Below are 16,276 nucleotides of genomic sequence, written 5' to 3' on the forward strand. Positions count from 1 at the left end.
CCCATGACAGCACAACTGAAACTTGAAAAGCAAGGTAGTACAGCCGTAATTACGATGAGCAATCCGCCAGCAAACACGTGGACGCGAGATACGTTAGCGGGTTTGAAAGAGTTGGTATTAGAGCTTAATGCTGACAAAAATATTTATGCTTTGGTCATTACGGGCGAAGGTGAAAAGTTCTTTTCAGCAGGGGCCGACTTAAATGTGTTCGCCAGCGGAGACAAAGGCGTTGCTGCTGATATGTCGCGTGTTTTTGGTGAAGCGTTTGAAACCTTAAGTGACTTTAGAGGCGTATCTATTGCTGCGATAAATGGATTTGCTATGGGTGGCGGATTAGAAGTTGCGCTAGCATGTGACATTCGTATTGCAGAAACGCAGGCACAAATGGCATTACCTGAAGCAAAAGTTGGCTTATTACCCTGTGCTGGTGGGACGCAGAATTTAGCGTGGTTAGTCGGCGAAGGCTGGGCTAAACGTATGATTTTATGTGGTGAACGTCTTAAAGCAGACAAAGCGCGTGAGATAGGGTTAGTCGAAGAAGTTGTAGATACAGGGACATCTTTGGAGGCGGCGATTGCATTGGCGACTAAGGTGGCTGATCAAAGCCCGGTGGCGGTCACTGCGTGTAAAGCACTTATTCAAAAAGGCCGCACAGGCACGATTAATAGTGCATTGCCTTTAGAGCGTGAGCTATTTGTTACTTTGTTTGATACACAAGACCAAAAAGAAGGCGTTAATGCCTTTTTAGAAAAACGCAAAGCAAATTGGGTGAATGGTTAATGGCAAAGTTACAACTATTAAATCAAGCTGATGCGCCTGTGGTGTTTGAGCTAGCGCATTGTGATAATGGTATGCAGGTTGCTTTTGCGACACTAAATGTACCTAAAGCTCTCAATGCGCTGAATTTAGATATGATCAGGTTGCTTGCCCCCCAATTAGATGCATGGGCACAAGACGAGCAAGTGGCATTGGTTGTTATTAAAGGAGAGGGTGAAAAAGCTTTTTGCGCCGGAGGTGATGTGGTGAGCCTCTATAATGCAATGGCTGCCAATGACGGCAATAACTATATAGAAACGTTTTTTAGTGAAGAGTACCGCCTAGATTATCAAATACATACTTATGAGAAACCGATTTTACTGTGGGGTAACGGCATTATTATGGGGGGCGGATTAGGGCTCATGGCGGGTGCCAGTCACCGAGTTGTAACAGAAGCAGCACGGATTGCAATGCCTGAAATCACCATTGGCTTATATCCAGATGTGGGTGGTAGTTACTTTTTGAATAAGATGCCGCAAGGTGTTGGGTTATTTTTAGGATTAACAGGCGCCTCAATTAACGCCGCTGATGCACTGTTTGTGGGGTTGGCCGACCATTTTATTGATGCTGAAAAGTATGGTGAGTTGGTTGCAGGTCTATTGGGTATGGAGTGGGGGAAAACGATGAGTTTGAACCATGACATGCTGGGTGAGATGCTAACTGAGCTTAATAGCGCGTCTATGCAGCCTCCTAAAAGTGAAATTCAGGACAATATTAATCAAATCACAGACGTGAATAATTGTCATGATCTCCAAGCTCAGGTTGACTATATTCTATCAATTCCAAGTGATGGAAATAAGTGGTTAAGTAGAGCGCAACAATCATTGCGACAGGGTTCCCCATTGAGTGCTGTATTGGTGAGTGAGCAACTTAAACTTGGCAAAGGGCGCTCTTTAAAAGAGTGCTTTATGTTTGAGTTAGGTATGTCAGTGCAAGCAGGTAAAGCAGGTGAGTTTCAAGAAGGTGTACGTGCACTATTGATTGATAAAGACGGATCGCCAGATTGGCAGTTCAAATCAGTGGGTGACGTACCTGGTGACACGATATCAGCCTTTACTGCATCGCGTTGGAATGATGATGCACACCCATTAGCAAATATGTAAGGAACAAAAAAATGGCAAAAATAGGATTTATTGGCTTAGGCAATATGGGTGGCCCAATGGCCTGCAACTTGGTTAAAGCCGGGCACTCAGTGACCGTATTTGATTTAAGTTCGGATGCAATGGCGCATTTAGCAACACAAGGAGCACAGACTGCAAGCGATGTAACACAGGTATGTGAAGGAGCTGATTATGTGATCAGCATGCTGCCTGCGGGTAAACATGTGCGTGCTATTTATTGTGGTGAAAATGGCCTAATTAACCATCTAGATACGACGACATTGGTGATCGATTGCTCTACTATTGATGCAGAGTCTGCACAGTTTGTGGGTAAAACCTTAGGTGATGCGGGTGTTAAATTTGTAGACGCACCAGTATCTGGCGGGGTTGCGGGCGCTGCTGCTGGTACATTGACCTTTATTGTTGGCGGTAGTCAAAGTGATTTTGACAGCGCAAATAGCGTGCTACCTGATATGGGGAAAAATATTTTTCATGCGGGTGATATTGGCGCAGGCCAAGTGGCTAAGATCTGTAACAATATGCTGCTAAGTATATTAATGGCCGGAACCAGTGAAGCGCTGCAAATGGGCATTGACCATGGCTTAGATCCAAAAGTACTTAGCGAAATCATGCTCAATAGCTCTGGCCGTAACTGGACATTAGAATTGTATAACCCATGTCCAGATGTATTAGAAAACGCCCCAAGCTCAAATGATTACAAGCCGGGCTTTATGGTTGACTTAATGGCTAAAGACTTAGGCCTAGCACAGCAAGCAGCACAACAAACGAATTCGGCAACGCCGATGGGTGCACTCGCGAAAAACTTGTACAACTTGATGCAAAATCAAGGCAAAGGCTCAGAAGACTTTAGCGCGATTTTTAAACTTTTTAGTGAAAAATAAGATTCATTATGGATATTAAAGATAAAACAGTGGTGATCACTGGTGGTGCGCAGGGCTTAGGTTTTGCAATGGCGACACAAATGGCTGAACTAGGTGCAAACCTTGCGTTGATTGATATGCAAGAAGATGTGTTAGCAACTGCGGCTTCTGAGTTAACACAATATGGTACAACAGTTAAAACCTACGTGGCTAACGTGAGTATTGAAGCCGATGTCGAAGGCGTATTTAACGACATAGTTAGTGATTTTGGTAACATTGCAGTGTTGATCAATAACGCGGGTATTTTACGCGATGGCTTATTACTTAAAGCCAAAGAAGGTAAAATAATCGACAAAATGTCATTGGCACAATTTCAATCTGTGATTGATGTAAACCTAACAGGCGTTTTCTTGTGTGGCCGTGAAGCCGCAGTGAAAATGGTTGAAGGTGAGCAAGGTGGCGTGATCATTAATATGTCGAGTGTGGCACGCGCGGGTAATATGGGTCAAACCAATTATTCAGCAGCGAAGAGCGGAGTTGCAGCCTTAACCACAACATGGGCCAAAGAGCTGGGTCGGTTTGATATTCGTGTGGGCGCGATTGCGCCAGGTGTGATCCGCACGCAAATGACAGATGCGATGAAGCCAGAAGCCAAAGAGCGCTTAGTTAAAATGAAGCCTGTAGGACGACTTGGCGAAGCGCAAGAGATTGCTCATACCGCTAGATACATCATTGAAAACGACTTTTTTACCGGTCGAGTGGTAGAAATCGATGGTGGTATTCGTTTGTAAGCCTAGTACAGTGTACTGACGTACAACGTTGATAAAAAAGCATGGCTTGCGCTGTGCTTTTTTTGTTTTGAAATGAAAAACAAGAAAAGGTAATTTCAGGGATCATGATCAGACGTTTAGATAACACCAAGCATGCGGTTGCATCGCAAATATATGATATTTTTCAAGCATCGTATAAAATTGAAGCTGCATTAATTGGTATTGCGTATTTTCCTCCTCTAGCTCGCACGATAGACGATATTAACGCAGCCCAAACCCAATTTTACGGTTATTTTGAAGAACAAGAATTGGCTGCGGTAGTTGAGATTTCGATGCAAGACACGGTACTTAGTATTGAGAGCTTAACGGTATCACCGGCTTTTTTTCGAAAGGGTATTGCGCGCAAGCTATTGTGTTTTGTTATGGAGGAATATCCTTTTTCACGCGCGCTTGTAGAGACAGCTGCGGTGAACGCTCCGGCCATTGCGCTTTATAAAAAACAGGGATTTGTTGCAGTTAAAAAATGGACGCCTGCCCATGGCATTGAAAAAGTTGCTATGTCGATAACGAACACGGAACAATCATAAATTAGGCAGTCATAAATAAACCTCATGATTTTACAACGATAATTTTAGTTGATTCATATTTTATTCTCCTTTAGTTTGTGAGTTACATTTTTGTAACGGTTTGTACTTTTAAAACCTACGGTCACTTAATTACGGAAAATTAATAATGCCCAATATTTCAATGAGAAACTTTATGAGGCTGGTTGAGGGAGCTCACGGAGGCTTTCGGCAATCGGCATCATCACTGAATAATATTATTATATTGCTAGGAGGCAATGCGCAAAATAGTGTAGATGTACGAAATATCAATAACCGCACAGCACTTAACATTGAGTCAGAAGTTCATTGCTTACCGGTGGATAAGTTACATCGATATCGTACCGCGCTAGTGTATTTAGGGAATACGCTGAATATAGACAGTTATGCACGACCCACCAATTATCACATGAGATTTGCTGGCTTCGAATTACAGTGGTACCAATTTCGCCATCAGACCCACGGTATGATCCGTATTGATAATGCTAGATATATGTTCAAGCACCAATTTAATTTTGAAAGTACCAATGGCGATGATAATACCTTTTCACATTGCTTAACGCGAGAGCATGTTTGGTACCCAACAGCCAGAGCATACGATCCACCTTTTAATCAGCTACTAGGCCGTGTACCGCAGAGCTTTGTTCAGCCTCCGAATGGTTCACAAGGTACTGTGATAGGTGATGATCACTCTACATTCAATCCTGACTATATTGTACGGCGTCCATTAACCATGGGAAGAACCATTGAGATCAGGCAGCGATATCAATATTTACAGCCTGGACGCCAATGGAAAGATATACCAGGCGCGTCATACTTATTAAAGAAAGGCGTTCGTTGGGGGGCTGGGGGAGATCCTTGTTTTTTCTTTTCCAAAGAAAATTATGCACCAGAAAACTCTCAAGCGTTTCACTTTGAAGTGGAAATTGCACTGGGTAATACGCCCTTGGGAACGTTTAATCGATTACCATCACGTGGCGCATTTTCACATGATTCAATTAACAGACAAAGAGAAATAAGAGTGATAGCGGATGGAAGTTAGTGCAGTATTCCAGCAAGTTCTACTCACTATTAAAGTATATTAGTTGTCATTTTAGTTCGGTTAAAACCACTTTTTGTATCGCATGAGTAAAAATATGACTACTGCGATACATGACATTGTGATCATTAATATTTTAAAGGCATGCAAATTATCAATGCCAGGTAGACCACCCACATTCATGCCAAACACACCAGTTAAAAATGACAAAGGTAGAAATATTGCTGTCACGAGCGATAACACATACATACGTTCACTCTGACGCTCGGCTATTGTGTGCCTATATTCGTCTTGAATTAACACTGTTCTTTCACGTATTACTTCAAGCGAATCTAGGTATCTGAGTATGTTATTTGCTTGCTCTTTAATTTTAAAACTATGGGTCTTACTGATAAATTCACTAGATCGACTAAATACTTCCAAAGCATCTCTTTGCGGAGCAATAAAGCGCTTCATTTTGGCCGCTTCTTTACGAATATCAATGGCATTTTGGCGATGAACATCATCCATTGATAAACTGGCTTGCTCTTCAATTAAATCTAATCCAATGTCTAGCGTTTCTATTTGATCGCTTATTTTATCTGAAATCTTTTCTAACAACATATGGAACCAATCAGCAGGGTGTTTAAACACGACGCCATAATTGACTGCATCATTTATCTCACTGATTGACCGTAAGCTACGCGCTTGCTTGTCTATTGAAATAACCATATCTTTGGTCATCCAAATTCGTAACGAAACCATATCATCAGGTTGCGCTAGTTGATTAAAATTGATGGCACGGAGGCAGATAAAAACACCGCCTTCAATGCTTAAGCATTTTGGACGCGTTTCTTGCGCAACTAGACTATCTTGAATTGCTTTGGGTATGCTCAATGTCTGCAACACGTCAGCCGGGGTATCGTTATCTATGAGTAAATGGACCCATTTAAAATGAGAGCCTTGTATACCGAGTAAATGCTCAAACTGAGTCGTATTGTCTTTCATCTTCCAACTCCATAATATATTACCATTATTGACGCTTTAGCTTTATAACGCCATCAATATGTACATCGCGCTGAGGAAATGCGATAACAATACCATGCTCATTAAAAGCGTTATCTAATTCAAAGCGTATGTTGCTGGCAACAAGGCGAAGCCCACCTTCTACTTGTGAGTTAACCCAAAAATAGACCTCAAACACGAGTGCATTATCTGCAAAATCTTGAAAGAATACCGTAGGTTCTTTCCCTGTGGTTAATAATATATCTGGCTGAGCTCGGGCGGCATCTAAGATAATATTTTTTACTTTCTGACAGTCACTGCCGTAGGCTACACCGACAGACACAGTACCGCGAACGAGTTTGTCTTTGAGAGTCCAATTAGTTACTGTATTTTCTAGTAATTTACTATTTGGAATAAGCATATGAACACCATCGACTCGCCTTACACGCGTGGAGCGGGTGTTAATTTCCTCAACGATGCCTTTCACACCCTCTACTTCGAGAAAATCACCTATGCGTATTGGTTTTTCGCCCATTAAGATCCAACCACTAATAAAATTATTAATGATATTTTGTGCTCCGAAGCCAAAGCCGATAGCAATTGCACCAGATAAGAACGCAAAAGCGGTAACTGGAATATTAAGCATCGATAAAGTGGTGATAAATATAACGGCTAACACCACTATATATAAAACCCGCTGTATTAAGTGCACAATGTTTGGGTCTTTATTTGTGTGCTTTAGCTTGTTTCCTAGTTTAGAAATCGCTATATGGGCCACCCAACAGCTGATGATTAGCCACAGTGGTATTGTGAGTACTTCGATTAATGTTATAGCCCGCTCATTAAATGTAAATAAAGGATAGCTTAACCAGTGACTGACTTTTTCTAGCATATTAATGACCTTGTTTGAAAACATTATTTGTTCGACATTAAAAAGGCATTGGCCGCATCTATGTAAAAATGATTGGCCAATGCTTGACGACCTAATAGCATTAGGTAGGTCATATCAGAACGATCTGTTAGTGTTATTTCTATGTTCCATGAATGTGCTCCAAGAATTGCTAACGTTTGAATGACATAACGCTGCTCCCGGCCTCCGTTTGAAGATTTAACTTGCCGAATATCATGAAGTATAGCTTGGCATCTTACCTTCTTCTGTACGTTGTGGATCTCTGGGTGTATATCAAATGACACGGCAGGCTTATTATCAATATATGTTTTTTGGATATTATCTACATGTAATGATGATGTTTGTGCGCCAGTATCAACTCGAACAAGAAGCTGTTCAATGCCTAGTTCAGGTAAGTTAATACTCTCAACGTGACCAATAATGGGTCTTGTACTCATGAAATTTCCTCATTTATCGAAAGATCATTTATCAATTGCTCTTCTATTGTTTCGATATGATCTGCAATATGTTCGTCGTCTTCTGAAAAATACGCAATGTGGTACATTGCTTCACCTTCTTGTACCAATGGAATATTTTGTTTTCCAATTATTACACCGCTTTTAGTGGCGATGACTTCACCCAAAGTTTCCCCGTAAGGCCCTCCGATGGTGGCTAGAATTTGTGCTTTTTTCACTTGATCGCCAAGTTGATAATGATGTGTGACAATGCCACTGCTTGAAGCGCGTACCCAGTTGCTATTATTGGCAATAAATGGTGTTTGCTTCACTCTCATTTTCTGTTTTTTAGAGATCATACCCAGGTGGCGCAATACGTTTAGGATACCTTTGATCCCGGCTCTTATGGAGAACTCATCAAAGCGCAATGCCTCACCACCTTCATAGAGTAATACCTTAGTTCCAGTGGCCACTGCTGCATCTCGGAGCGATCCTTCGATGATGTCTGAGTTTAATACTACGGGTACCCCAAATGCCTGAGCCAACTCCAGAGTATGCGGATCTGACAGCTGCGCTCTTATTTGTGGTAGGTTGGATCTATTTATTGCACCAGTATGTAAATCAATACCGTAGTCGCATTGGGCAACAATCTCTTTTAGAAAGATATTAGCCACACGTCCAGCAAGCGACCCTTTTGAAGACCCTGGAAAAGAGCGATTCAAATCTCGTCTATCTGGCATATAACGACTTTGGTTAACAACGCCATATACATTTACCATTGGAACAGCAATGATGGTACCAATTGACACTTTAAACCCTTTTAAATTGATGAGGCGCCTTATGATCTCTATACCGTTTAGTTCATCTCCGTGTACCGCTGCACTAATAAATATAGTGGGTCCTATTTTTTTTCCTCTAATTATATATACGGGTAAGTTTACATCTGCATCTGTATAGAGTTTTGCTACAGGCAGGTTTACTTTACGCGTTTCTCCAAGTTGAATAATGTGTTCACCAATTTTTAGTTCGTTCATGTTAATCTCATGCTTGTTGGCTTAGTTAGCCTTTGCCTCTGGTTTTATTGGTATTGAATTTTGCATTTTTTTCGATAAATTCAATTAATTTACTGGCAACGTCATAACCTGTAGCAAGCTCAATACCTTCGAGGCCTGGGGAGGAGTTAACTTCCATCACCATGGGGCCATTATTTGAACGAAGTAAATCCACACCACAGAAATTCAATCCCATTACTTTTGCCGCGTTAACAGCCGTTTCCCGTTCTTCTTTGGTTAGCTTTACCAGTTGGGCGCTACCACCTCGATGCAAGTTTGACCTAAATTCGCCCTCAGCACCTTGGCGCTTCATAGCAGCAACGACTCGGCCTCCGACAACGAGGCATCGAATATCAGCACCGTCAGCTTCTTTGATAAATTCTTGGACTAGTATGTTTGCTTTTAAACCCATAAATGCCTCGATGATACTTTCTGCTGCTTTTGCGGTATCAGCTAATACCACACCAATACCTTGGGTCCCCTCAAGTAACTTAATCACTAAAGGTGCGCCACCTACATTTTTTATCAGATCTTTTATATCGTCAGGTTTACTTGCGAAACCTGTACGAGGCAAGCCAATACCTTTTCGAGAAAGAAGTTGTAAAGATCGTAACTTATCTCGAGAGCGGCTTATTGCAACAGACTCATTGACATTGAATGTGCCCATCATTTCAAATTGCCGTGCTACGGCAGTGCCATAAAATGTAATAGATGCACCGATCCGTGGAATAATTGCATCATATTGTGGTAGCTCTTCACCGTGATAGCGCACGGTAGGTCGACTGCTGGTGATATCCATATAGCAATGCAATGTATCAATGACATCGACTTCGTGACCTCGGGATAAGGCAGCTTCTTTTAACCGACGTGTTGAATATAAATTTTCATTTCTAGATAAAATAGCAATTTTCATTTTTAACTCCTTGATTGTGTGATGCGAAAATTAGTTGAAAAAGATCAAAAAGAGAATCAAAATAAAAAGCATAGTTTGATAAAATAATTTTATTAAAAATGAAGATAGAGCTATTAACTACTTTTTTAGAAGTGAGCCAAACACTTCATGTTAGAGTCGCATCTGAAAATCTTTTTCTTACGCAGGCGGCTGTTAGCAGCCGCATTAAACAGCTTGAAGAGGAGCTTGGTGTACTATTATTTGATCGTACACAAAAGCGACTAAAATTAACTGCAGAAGGACATAAGCTGGTTAAATATGCCAATGAAATGGTGATGATGTGGCAAAAGTTAAAACAAGAAGTTGGAGTCGCTCAAGCTGATACACAGCAGCTTTTTGTGGGTTCTATGATGTCTATATGGGATATCATTTTACAAGATTGGCTGCAAAAAATTCACCGAAATTTGGATGATGTTCATTTATACACGCATACATATTCTCAATTAGAGCTACGTCGTCAAATAGTAAGTAGATTGATTGATATAGCTTTTTTGTTTGAGCCACCCTATATTGAAGATATTGTCACAGAAAAGGTGGCGACAGTGCCACTTCAGCTTGTTTCAACTGAACCTGGTACTCATATTTCACAGATAAAAAATATGGTGATGGTTGACTATGGTGAAGCAGTTAACAGTCAATTTATAAGAGAATATGGAGACAACGCCATTATTCGACATAATATGAGTCAGCCTCGAATTGCGCTAAACTTCATTCTTGAAGCGGGTGGTTGTGCTTATTTACCTAAGCAAATGTGTTTTGATCATATCAGAAAAGGGAAGTTGTTCCATGTTGCAGGTACACAAGACTATAGTCGAGATATTTACGCAATATACCTTGCTAAGAGCCACAAGTCAGTTCTAATAAATGAAGCATTAACTTTGTTCAGCTATCTACGAAGTTAAACAATAACATTTAAGATTTTTATTACTTTGATAAAAAAAAATTATCAAATGAGTGTTTTTATACAACATAGTTTGAGTACCATTGAAAATAATGTACGTATTAGAATTTGGGCAATGGTTAATAACAACAAAATGTTTGTTGATTCATCTTTTTTAACAAAATTCATTTGGTGGTGCGCTAAAGAAAAAGCCATCTATTCCATCACATAGGTAGAGCTGATGTTCGGCGTTTTTGCCTGTTGCTTTTATAGCTAGAAATTTCAACCTAGAGGACTATCACGTTACTTTTTAGCTGATCAAGGAACCTTATTTAATGCAATTACTCTATTTTTCTTGAAATTATAGATTTTGAGCGTACACTTGTGCGCTCAATTTTAAGCTAACAGGTGTACGCTCAAAATGCGTGTTGCACGAGTCATTTTTGATAAATTCACACAATTATTTCTACATCATCAGAGTTTTTTTGGCTACATGGAGCCGGTTCTTCAGCATTTTCTGCCGGCTTGGAGAGATGGTTTATATCGTGCAAAGGTACAAACGGTCGTTAAACTATCCCCGTTATATATCGAAATGACATTAAAACCCGAGAAAAGCTGGCCAAGGCACCGTGCAGGACAGCATATTAATTTAACCATAGAGGCTGATGGGCGATTATTAACCCGTACATTTACGGTTGCATCTAGTAGCGATGAGCATGACTCATCGGGTTTAATAAAGTTATTGATCAAAGTAGATGAACGTGGTCGTTTTACAGGTCAGCTATATGATGTTTTACAAACACAAACGTGGTGCAATATTTCAGCGCCCTATGGTGAGTTTAGGATTAATACATTAAAAAAGCCGTTGCTCATGGTGGCTGGTGGTTCGGGTATTACGCCTTTTATTGCTCTATTGAGCCAACATTTACCACAGATCAAAGAACCTGTACGTTTGGTGTACTTTGCTAAAGAGCATGAACATCAATGTATTGAGCAGCTTAATGCGCTTCAGATGAGACATGAACACTTTAGTGTCACGCTGTGTGCTAGAAAAAACAGTCAACCAGTTGATGTGTATGTGTCTGAAAATAGGCTGTCGGATGTGTATTGTTGCGGCCCGTTTAATATGATGAAACAAGTGCAAAATGCATGTGAAGCGTTCGGCATGCCGTACTATCAAGAAACATTTGGTGTTCGAAAGAAGCGGTTGAACGTAAAGGGCACGGACGCTAAAAGTTTTACCCTCAAGCTAAAGCAATCATCGACTTATATAAAAAGCGAAGGCACGTTACTTGAGCAACTGGAGTTGCAAAACTTACCAGTCATACGTGGGTGTGGAATTGGGGTATGCCACCAATGCCAATGTGTTAAAAATGCGGGGATTGTGAGGGATATTCGTACTGGGCAACTGTCTGACAGTGGTCAGCAGTTGATCCAGTTGTGTGTGTCTGAACCCGTCTCTGATTTGGATTTAACGATATGAATAAGATAAATTTTACTTTGTTAGCACAAGAGCTTGATGACATAAAACAGCAAACGCTAAGCAAAGTAGGCCAAGCAGATGCGGATCATATTCGGCGAATTATTCGCATACAAAGGTATTGTGAATGGTCTGCTCGTGTATTACTCATGATGGGGTTTTTACTTCCGGCATTATGGTTAATAGGGGTTTTACTACTCGCCGTTGCAAAAATTCTAGATAATATGGAAATTGGTCATAATGTGATGCATGGTCAATATGACTGGATGAACGATAAACATATTAACTCTCGCGTGTATGAATGGGATATTGCCTGTGATGGACAAAGTTGGCATCGAGTGCATAATTACGAACACCATACGTATACCAATATTCTTGGTAAAGACAGAGATTTTGGCTATGGCTTGCTACGATTATCGAATGATTTTAAATGGCGACTGAAAAATAGCTGGCAACTGTTAACATACATCAATTTGAGCATTTTATTTCAATGGGGCGTGTCTTATCACGAATTGGCTGCTGAACGCGTTTTTTTAGGAAAGCAAAAACAAGGCCGTGATTCTCGAGTGTCGCACCGAATGTTAAAGCAACGTTTTTTTAGTAAAGGTACACGGCAATTACTGAAAGATTATGTGGTTTTTCCCGTACTTGCTGGTCCGTTATTTTTGTGGGTATTCAGTGGTAACTTACTCGCTAATCTTATTCGTAATTTATGGACATCAACCATCATATTCTGTGGCCATTTTACAGAACAAACGCAAACGTTTGAGCAGCAGGATTGTGAGAATGAAAGTCAAGGGCAGTGGTATTATCGTCAAGTATTGGGGTCATCGAATATTCAAGGAGGTAATACATTCCATATTTTAACGGGCCACTTAAGTTATCAAATTGAGCATCACTTATTCCCTGACTTACCTGCATCACGTTACCAAGAAATTGCACCCAAGGTACAAGCTGTACTCTCTAAGCATGATATTGCGTACAATACTGGTGGCTTTTTTAAGCAGTATTGCTCTGTGTTAAAACGTATATTGCGTTACTCATTTCCGTAAAATAGTGACAGTATGCAGTCTCATTGGGCTGCATACATGTTTCTTCTATGTGACCTTTATACTCGTTGACGACACCGCTCAATCACCTTTGCTGTGAGGACCATGATCACTGTGCCAGTGAATATGGGAAAGATCAAAAATTGCCAACTGGGTGCAGTGATCATAATCAATATTGGATTTGCGCCAGCGGGCGGGTGGGTCGTATTCGTTAGCAGCATTAGACTGACTGCTAACCCGGTTGCCAATGCAATAGTGAGTGTATTGACTTCAACATAATTGACAAACAGTAAACCAATACTTGCGGTGAGTAGATGCCCGAGTATGACATTTTTGGGGTTGGCGAGTGGGCTTGACGGTACACCAAAAATAAGCACGACGCTTGCACCAAAAGGCGCGATGAGTAGCATCAGTTGCATCTCTATTTTTTCTAGTAAACCAAGTAAAGCGATTGCTGTTCCTGCACCGATCCCTGCTGTAATTTTATCTTTAAACTTCATGATGCCTTTTCCTTTTTAAAGTAGACCACTCTGTCTACCTACATGGTAGACAGAGTGGTCTACTCATGTCAAGATAGATATGATTAAGGAGATAAAATGACAGACAAAAAACAACAGCTCATTCAAACCGCATTGCATTTATTTTATACCAAAGGTGCAGGGCAAGTAGGTATTAACGAAATCATTAGCACATCTGGTGTGGCCAAAAAAACACTATATGCTTACTTCGCCAGTAAAGATGATTTGATCTTAGCTTGCTTGAGGGAGCGACATGACGTTTTTATGGCTTGGCTCTGTGATGAATTAGAAGGTGCTAACGACATAAAGAGCACTTACTTTCAATTGTTCAGTGCGCTTGATAAATGGTTTAATTGCAAGGTGCCCTCTTTAGCACAGTTTCGAGGGTGCTTTTTTATCAATACCGCAGCAGAATTTCAAGAATACAACCCAGATATTACCGCATATTGCGCGTACCATAAAAACCAAGTTAAGGCATTGCTTAATCGACATCTACAAGGGGGCTCACAACAGGAATTAGAGCGAATCTTTACTTTGTCTGAAGGTGCAATTGTCAGTGCGTTTATGTTGAAAAACAGCGATATTGCGAAAAGCTTTTTACGCTGATCCCACGCTTTTGCTCTTTTTATCGGTGTTACCTTGGTGATGGTCACATCATAAGGTACATATTTTCAATACGTATAAACCTTAATTTGACTGTGTAATGAAGACTTTTTTGGCTGGCTATTTGACATGTTATTCATTAAATAAGTTAATGTTAAATTTTATTATAAAAAAGTACATTAGTGATGCTTATTAACGCTTAGCCAAATCAAATGAGAACAAATCAGTTTTACTCATCATGCACAGTAACAACCAGGGGAACTTAACGCTGTTTATTAAGCTCACTGATTTAATTTGTTTTTATTTTTAGTCACGATTTAAAAAGGTATATTTTTAAATATTATTGGTTAAAAATGTAAATTTTTTGGGTTGATACGGGTGTTTTTATCTATGTAAAATGGCTGCAGCTAATTCGGAATGAGTTTGAATTAGTATTCTAAAAAGCGACTAAAAAGGAAATTATCATGAATAAAACTAATGCGTTATTATTGGCTTCTACATTGTTCTCTGGGGCTAGTTTTGCATTAGCACAAAATGTGGCTGATACAGATGGTTATGAGCGTTCAACTCAATATTCATTTGGCCCAGTATCTTCAGCGGCGATAACAAGTGAATTTGCGCACCAACTACGTGTGGACTTGTTATTAAGAGATGAGTTAAGCAGCTGCCAATTTGCAAATGTTTACTCAAACACAGGTGGCGGTAATAATGGCGGCGAGCACATTGTTAATCCAAGTTTTGAAATCGACCCAGCTACACCTGCAAAGATCACTGTATCAGCAGATATTCCTGAGCAATATTTAACAAACAATAAAACGATGCATGTTAATTGTATTGATGGTGAAGGGGTTGACTATAATGTATTAGTTAACATTCCTGGTGCCCCTATTGTTGATTGGCAAATCGATGTAGTGCCTACTGGAGAGTTTGTACACCAGCCGTATTCATATGGCTATCATAGTGCATACACTGTAACGAGTCGTTTGACAGTGAATAACCAGAATAACCAAGCTTATTGTTCTACTTTGTCTAATCGTGGTGTTGAACTTGGCCTATTCTCTGGGAAAGACGCAAAAGGGCCTTTTCATTCAGATGTATTTACCGTGAATAAAGAAGTGCTAAACGATACGCGTCAACCTGTTCTTTACCAAATTCTTCAGTGTGAAAACGCCGCGGGTAAAACGTTGGCAGTTAAAGTATTCAGCCTAACTAACCCAGAAAGCATCTACTTACTTGAAGATCAGCTTATCATTAAATAAGCCCTGCTTTTTAATAAAGAAGTAACCGTATGTTGGTTACTTCTTCTTAGATCAGTATATCATTCAGCGCACTGTGTAATTCTTTATACTTAAATTGAAAGTTGTCTTTAGTTAACCTGTCGGGCACAACTGCTTGTCCATAAATGAGTAAATCGGCCATTTCTCCAAACAGAAGCCGCAACATGATGTTGGGCATGGGAATTATTGCGGGTCGTTTCAGTACAGATGATAATGTTTTGGTAAACTCTATGTTGCTTACAGGGGAGGGCGCTGTCGCATTAAATTTTCCATTGAGTGCCGTATTTTCCATCAAGTGCACAATAATGTTTACCATGTCATCTATGTGGATCCAAGACATCATTTGTTCGCCACTTGATACTTTGCCACCAAGGCCCATTTTAAACGGAGGAACCATCTTAGCCAATGCGCCGCCCTGTGCGCTGAGTACAACGCCAGTGCGCACGATGCATACTCGAGTATTGTACTGCTGAGCACTGAGAGCAAGGTCTTCCCATTGCTCACATAACTCATTGCTAAACTCTGCTGTACAGTCGGTAAACGTCTCATTGATTTTTATATGACTTGATTGACGTCCATAAAATCCAATGGCACTGCCCGAAATAAGTGTATGAGGCGGACTATTTGCGAGCTTAATTTTCTCGACCAGTTGCTGAGTGATAGTTAGTCGACTCGTTAAGATTTTTTCTTTTTGTTGATCTGACCAGCGCTTGTCGGCGATAGGCTCGCCTGCAAGATTAATAATAACATCGAGCGCGTTAAAATCGGTGTCGTTTAATGTGTTTATGCATGTAACAGTGTCTGGTAGGATTGATTTTGCGCGGGCTATGTGGCGTGTTAACGCAATAAGTTCATGCTCTTGATACAGCTCTTGGCATAATTGACGACCAATGAGCCCTGTTGCACCTGTGATCAATACTTTCATGTGG

At 40.5% G+C, this 16,276-nt stretch carries 18 protein-coding genes; 11 read left to right on the top strand and 7 right to left on the bottom strand.

The window, feature by feature from the left end:
• Positions 1–3: 3 nt before the first annotated feature.
• From BGP78_RS22095 to BGP78_RS22120, 6 genes are all read left to right on the top strand, one after another.
• The gene (locus tag BGP78_RS22095) at positions 4–780 is read left to right on the top strand and encodes an enoyl-CoA hydratase (protein ID WP_119863430.1); all 777 of its coding nucleotides are present in this window, start codon (positions 4–6) and stop codon (positions 778–780) included.
• Positions 780–1,919 (top strand): enoyl-CoA hydratase/isomerase family protein, encoded by a 1,140-nt coding sequence (locus tag BGP78_RS22100; protein WP_119863431.1) that lies wholly within the window; start codon positions 780–782, stop codon positions 1,917–1,919. Before BGP78_RS22095 ends, BGP78_RS22100 begins: the two co-directional genes overlap by 1 nt.
• An 11-nt stretch (positions 1,920–1,930) precedes the next feature.
• Positions 1,931–2,818 (top strand): 3-hydroxyisobutyrate dehydrogenase, encoded by an 888-nt coding sequence (mmsB, locus tag BGP78_RS22105; RefSeq protein ID WP_119863432.1) that lies wholly within the window; start codon positions 1,931–1,933, stop codon positions 2,816–2,818.
• Between the two features lie 8 nt (positions 2,819–2,826).
• A complete protein-coding gene (locus BGP78_RS22110; RefSeq protein ID WP_119863433.1) occupies positions 2,827–3,588 on the top strand; it encodes an SDR family oxidoreductase in 762 nt (253 codons plus the stop codon).
• Between the two features lie 104 nt (positions 3,589–3,692).
• Positions 3,693–4,154, top strand: coding sequence for an N-acetyltransferase (locus BGP78_RS22115; RefSeq protein ID WP_119863434.1), 462 nt, complete (start codon positions 3,693–3,695; stop codon positions 4,152–4,154).
• 145 nt (positions 4,155–4,299) lie between these two features.
• Positions 4,300–5,211 (top strand): hypothetical protein, encoded by a 912-nt coding sequence (locus BGP78_RS22120; RefSeq protein WP_138596938.1) that lies wholly within the window; start codon positions 4,300–4,302, stop codon positions 5,209–5,211.
• A 60-nt stretch (positions 5,212–5,271) separates the two neighbouring features.
• Here the strand turns inward: BGP78_RS22120 and BGP78_RS22125 are convergent, their stop codons facing one another.
• Genes BGP78_RS22125 through rimK form a run of 5 tightly spaced genes read right to left on the bottom strand, consistent with a single transcriptional unit; the run spans position 5,272 to position 9,501 of the window.
• The gene (locus BGP78_RS22125) at positions 5,272–6,195 is read right to left on the bottom strand and encodes a zinc transporter ZntB (RefSeq protein WP_119863436.1); all 924 of its coding nucleotides are present in this window, start codon (positions 6,193–6,195) and stop codon (positions 5,272–5,274) included.
• Positions 6,196–6,220: 25 nt separating this feature from the next.
• Positions 6,221–7,084 carry a mechanosensitive ion channel family protein gene (locus tag BGP78_RS22130; RefSeq protein ID WP_119863437.1) on the bottom strand — a complete coding sequence of 288 codons (864 nt, stop codon included), beginning with the start codon at positions 7,082–7,084 and terminating at the stop codon, positions 6,221–6,223.
• A 23-nt stretch (positions 7,085–7,107) separates the two neighbouring features.
• Positions 7,108–7,539 (bottom strand): RimK/LysX family protein, encoded by a 432-nt coding sequence (locus tag BGP78_RS22135; protein WP_119863438.1) that lies wholly within the window; start codon positions 7,537–7,539, stop codon positions 7,108–7,110.
• Positions 7,536–8,570, bottom strand: coding sequence for a succinylglutamate desuccinylase/aspartoacylase family protein (locus tag BGP78_RS22140; protein WP_119863439.1), 1,035 nt, complete (start codon positions 8,568–8,570; stop codon positions 7,536–7,538). Before BGP78_RS22140 ends, BGP78_RS22135 begins: the two co-directional genes overlap by 4 nt.
• A gap of 25 nt (positions 8,571–8,595) precedes the next feature.
• On the bottom strand, positions 8,596–9,501 hold the full coding sequence (rimK, locus tag BGP78_RS22145; RefSeq protein WP_119863440.1) for a 30S ribosomal protein S6--L-glutamate ligase: 906 nt from the start codon (positions 9,499–9,501) through the stop codon (positions 8,596–8,598).
• Between the two features lie 98 nt (positions 9,502–9,599).
• Here rimK and BGP78_RS22150 point away from each other — a divergent pair, with 98 nt between their 5' ends.
• The 3 genes from BGP78_RS22150 to BGP78_RS22160 all read left to right on the top strand — a co-directional run bounded on the left by BGP78_RS22150 (position 9,600) and on the right by BGP78_RS22160 (position 12,952).
• Positions 9,600–10,442 (top strand): LysR family transcriptional regulator, encoded by an 843-nt coding sequence (locus tag BGP78_RS22150; protein ID WP_119863441.1) that lies wholly within the window; start codon positions 9,600–9,602, stop codon positions 10,440–10,442.
• Between the two features lie 399 nt (positions 10,443–10,841).
• Positions 10,842–11,903 carry a flavin reductase family protein gene (locus BGP78_RS22155; protein WP_119863442.1) on the top strand — a complete coding sequence of 354 codons (1,062 nt, stop codon included), beginning with the start codon at positions 10,842–10,844 and terminating at the stop codon, positions 11,901–11,903.
• Positions 11,900–12,952, top strand: coding sequence for an acyl-CoA desaturase (locus tag BGP78_RS22160; protein WP_119863443.1), 1,053 nt, complete (start codon positions 11,900–11,902; stop codon positions 12,950–12,952). The genes BGP78_RS22155 and BGP78_RS22160 overlap by 4 nt, the downstream gene beginning before the upstream one ends.
• A 56-nt stretch (positions 12,953–13,008) precedes the next feature.
• On the opposite strand, the gene BGP78_RS22165 is transcribed toward BGP78_RS22160, so the two are convergent.
• Positions 13,009–13,449, bottom strand: a complete 441-nt coding sequence (locus BGP78_RS22165) for an HPP family protein (protein WP_119863444.1) — start codon at positions 13,447–13,449, stop codon at positions 13,009–13,011.
• Positions 13,450–13,545: 96 nt separating this feature from the next.
• Between BGP78_RS22165 and BGP78_RS22170 the strand changes: the two genes are divergently transcribed.
• Together BGP78_RS22170 and BGP78_RS22175 are read left to right on the top strand one after the other, a co-directional pair.
• The gene (locus BGP78_RS22170; protein WP_119863445.1) at positions 13,546–14,073 is read left to right on the top strand and encodes a TetR/AcrR family transcriptional regulator; all 528 of its coding nucleotides are present in this window, start codon (positions 13,546–13,548) and stop codon (positions 14,071–14,073) included.
• A gap of 461 nt (positions 14,074–14,534) precedes the next feature.
• The gene (locus tag BGP78_RS22175) at positions 14,535–15,329 is read left to right on the top strand and encodes a hypothetical protein (protein ID WP_119863446.1); all 795 of its coding nucleotides are present in this window, start codon (positions 14,535–14,537) and stop codon (positions 15,327–15,329) included.
• 46 nt (positions 15,330–15,375) lie between these two features.
• Here BGP78_RS22175 and BGP78_RS22180 read toward each other — a convergent pair whose 3' ends face one another.
• Entirely contained in the window at positions 15,376–16,272 is an 897-nt protein-coding gene (locus BGP78_RS22180) for a TIGR01777 family oxidoreductase (RefSeq protein ID WP_119863447.1), read from the bottom strand.
• Positions 16,273–16,276: the final 4 nt, after the last annotated feature.

This window comes from Pseudoalteromonas sp. MSK9-3, from assembly GCF_003590335.1.
Classification (GTDB): Bacteria; Pseudomonadota; Gammaproteobacteria; order Enterobacterales; family Alteromonadaceae; genus Pseudoalteromonas.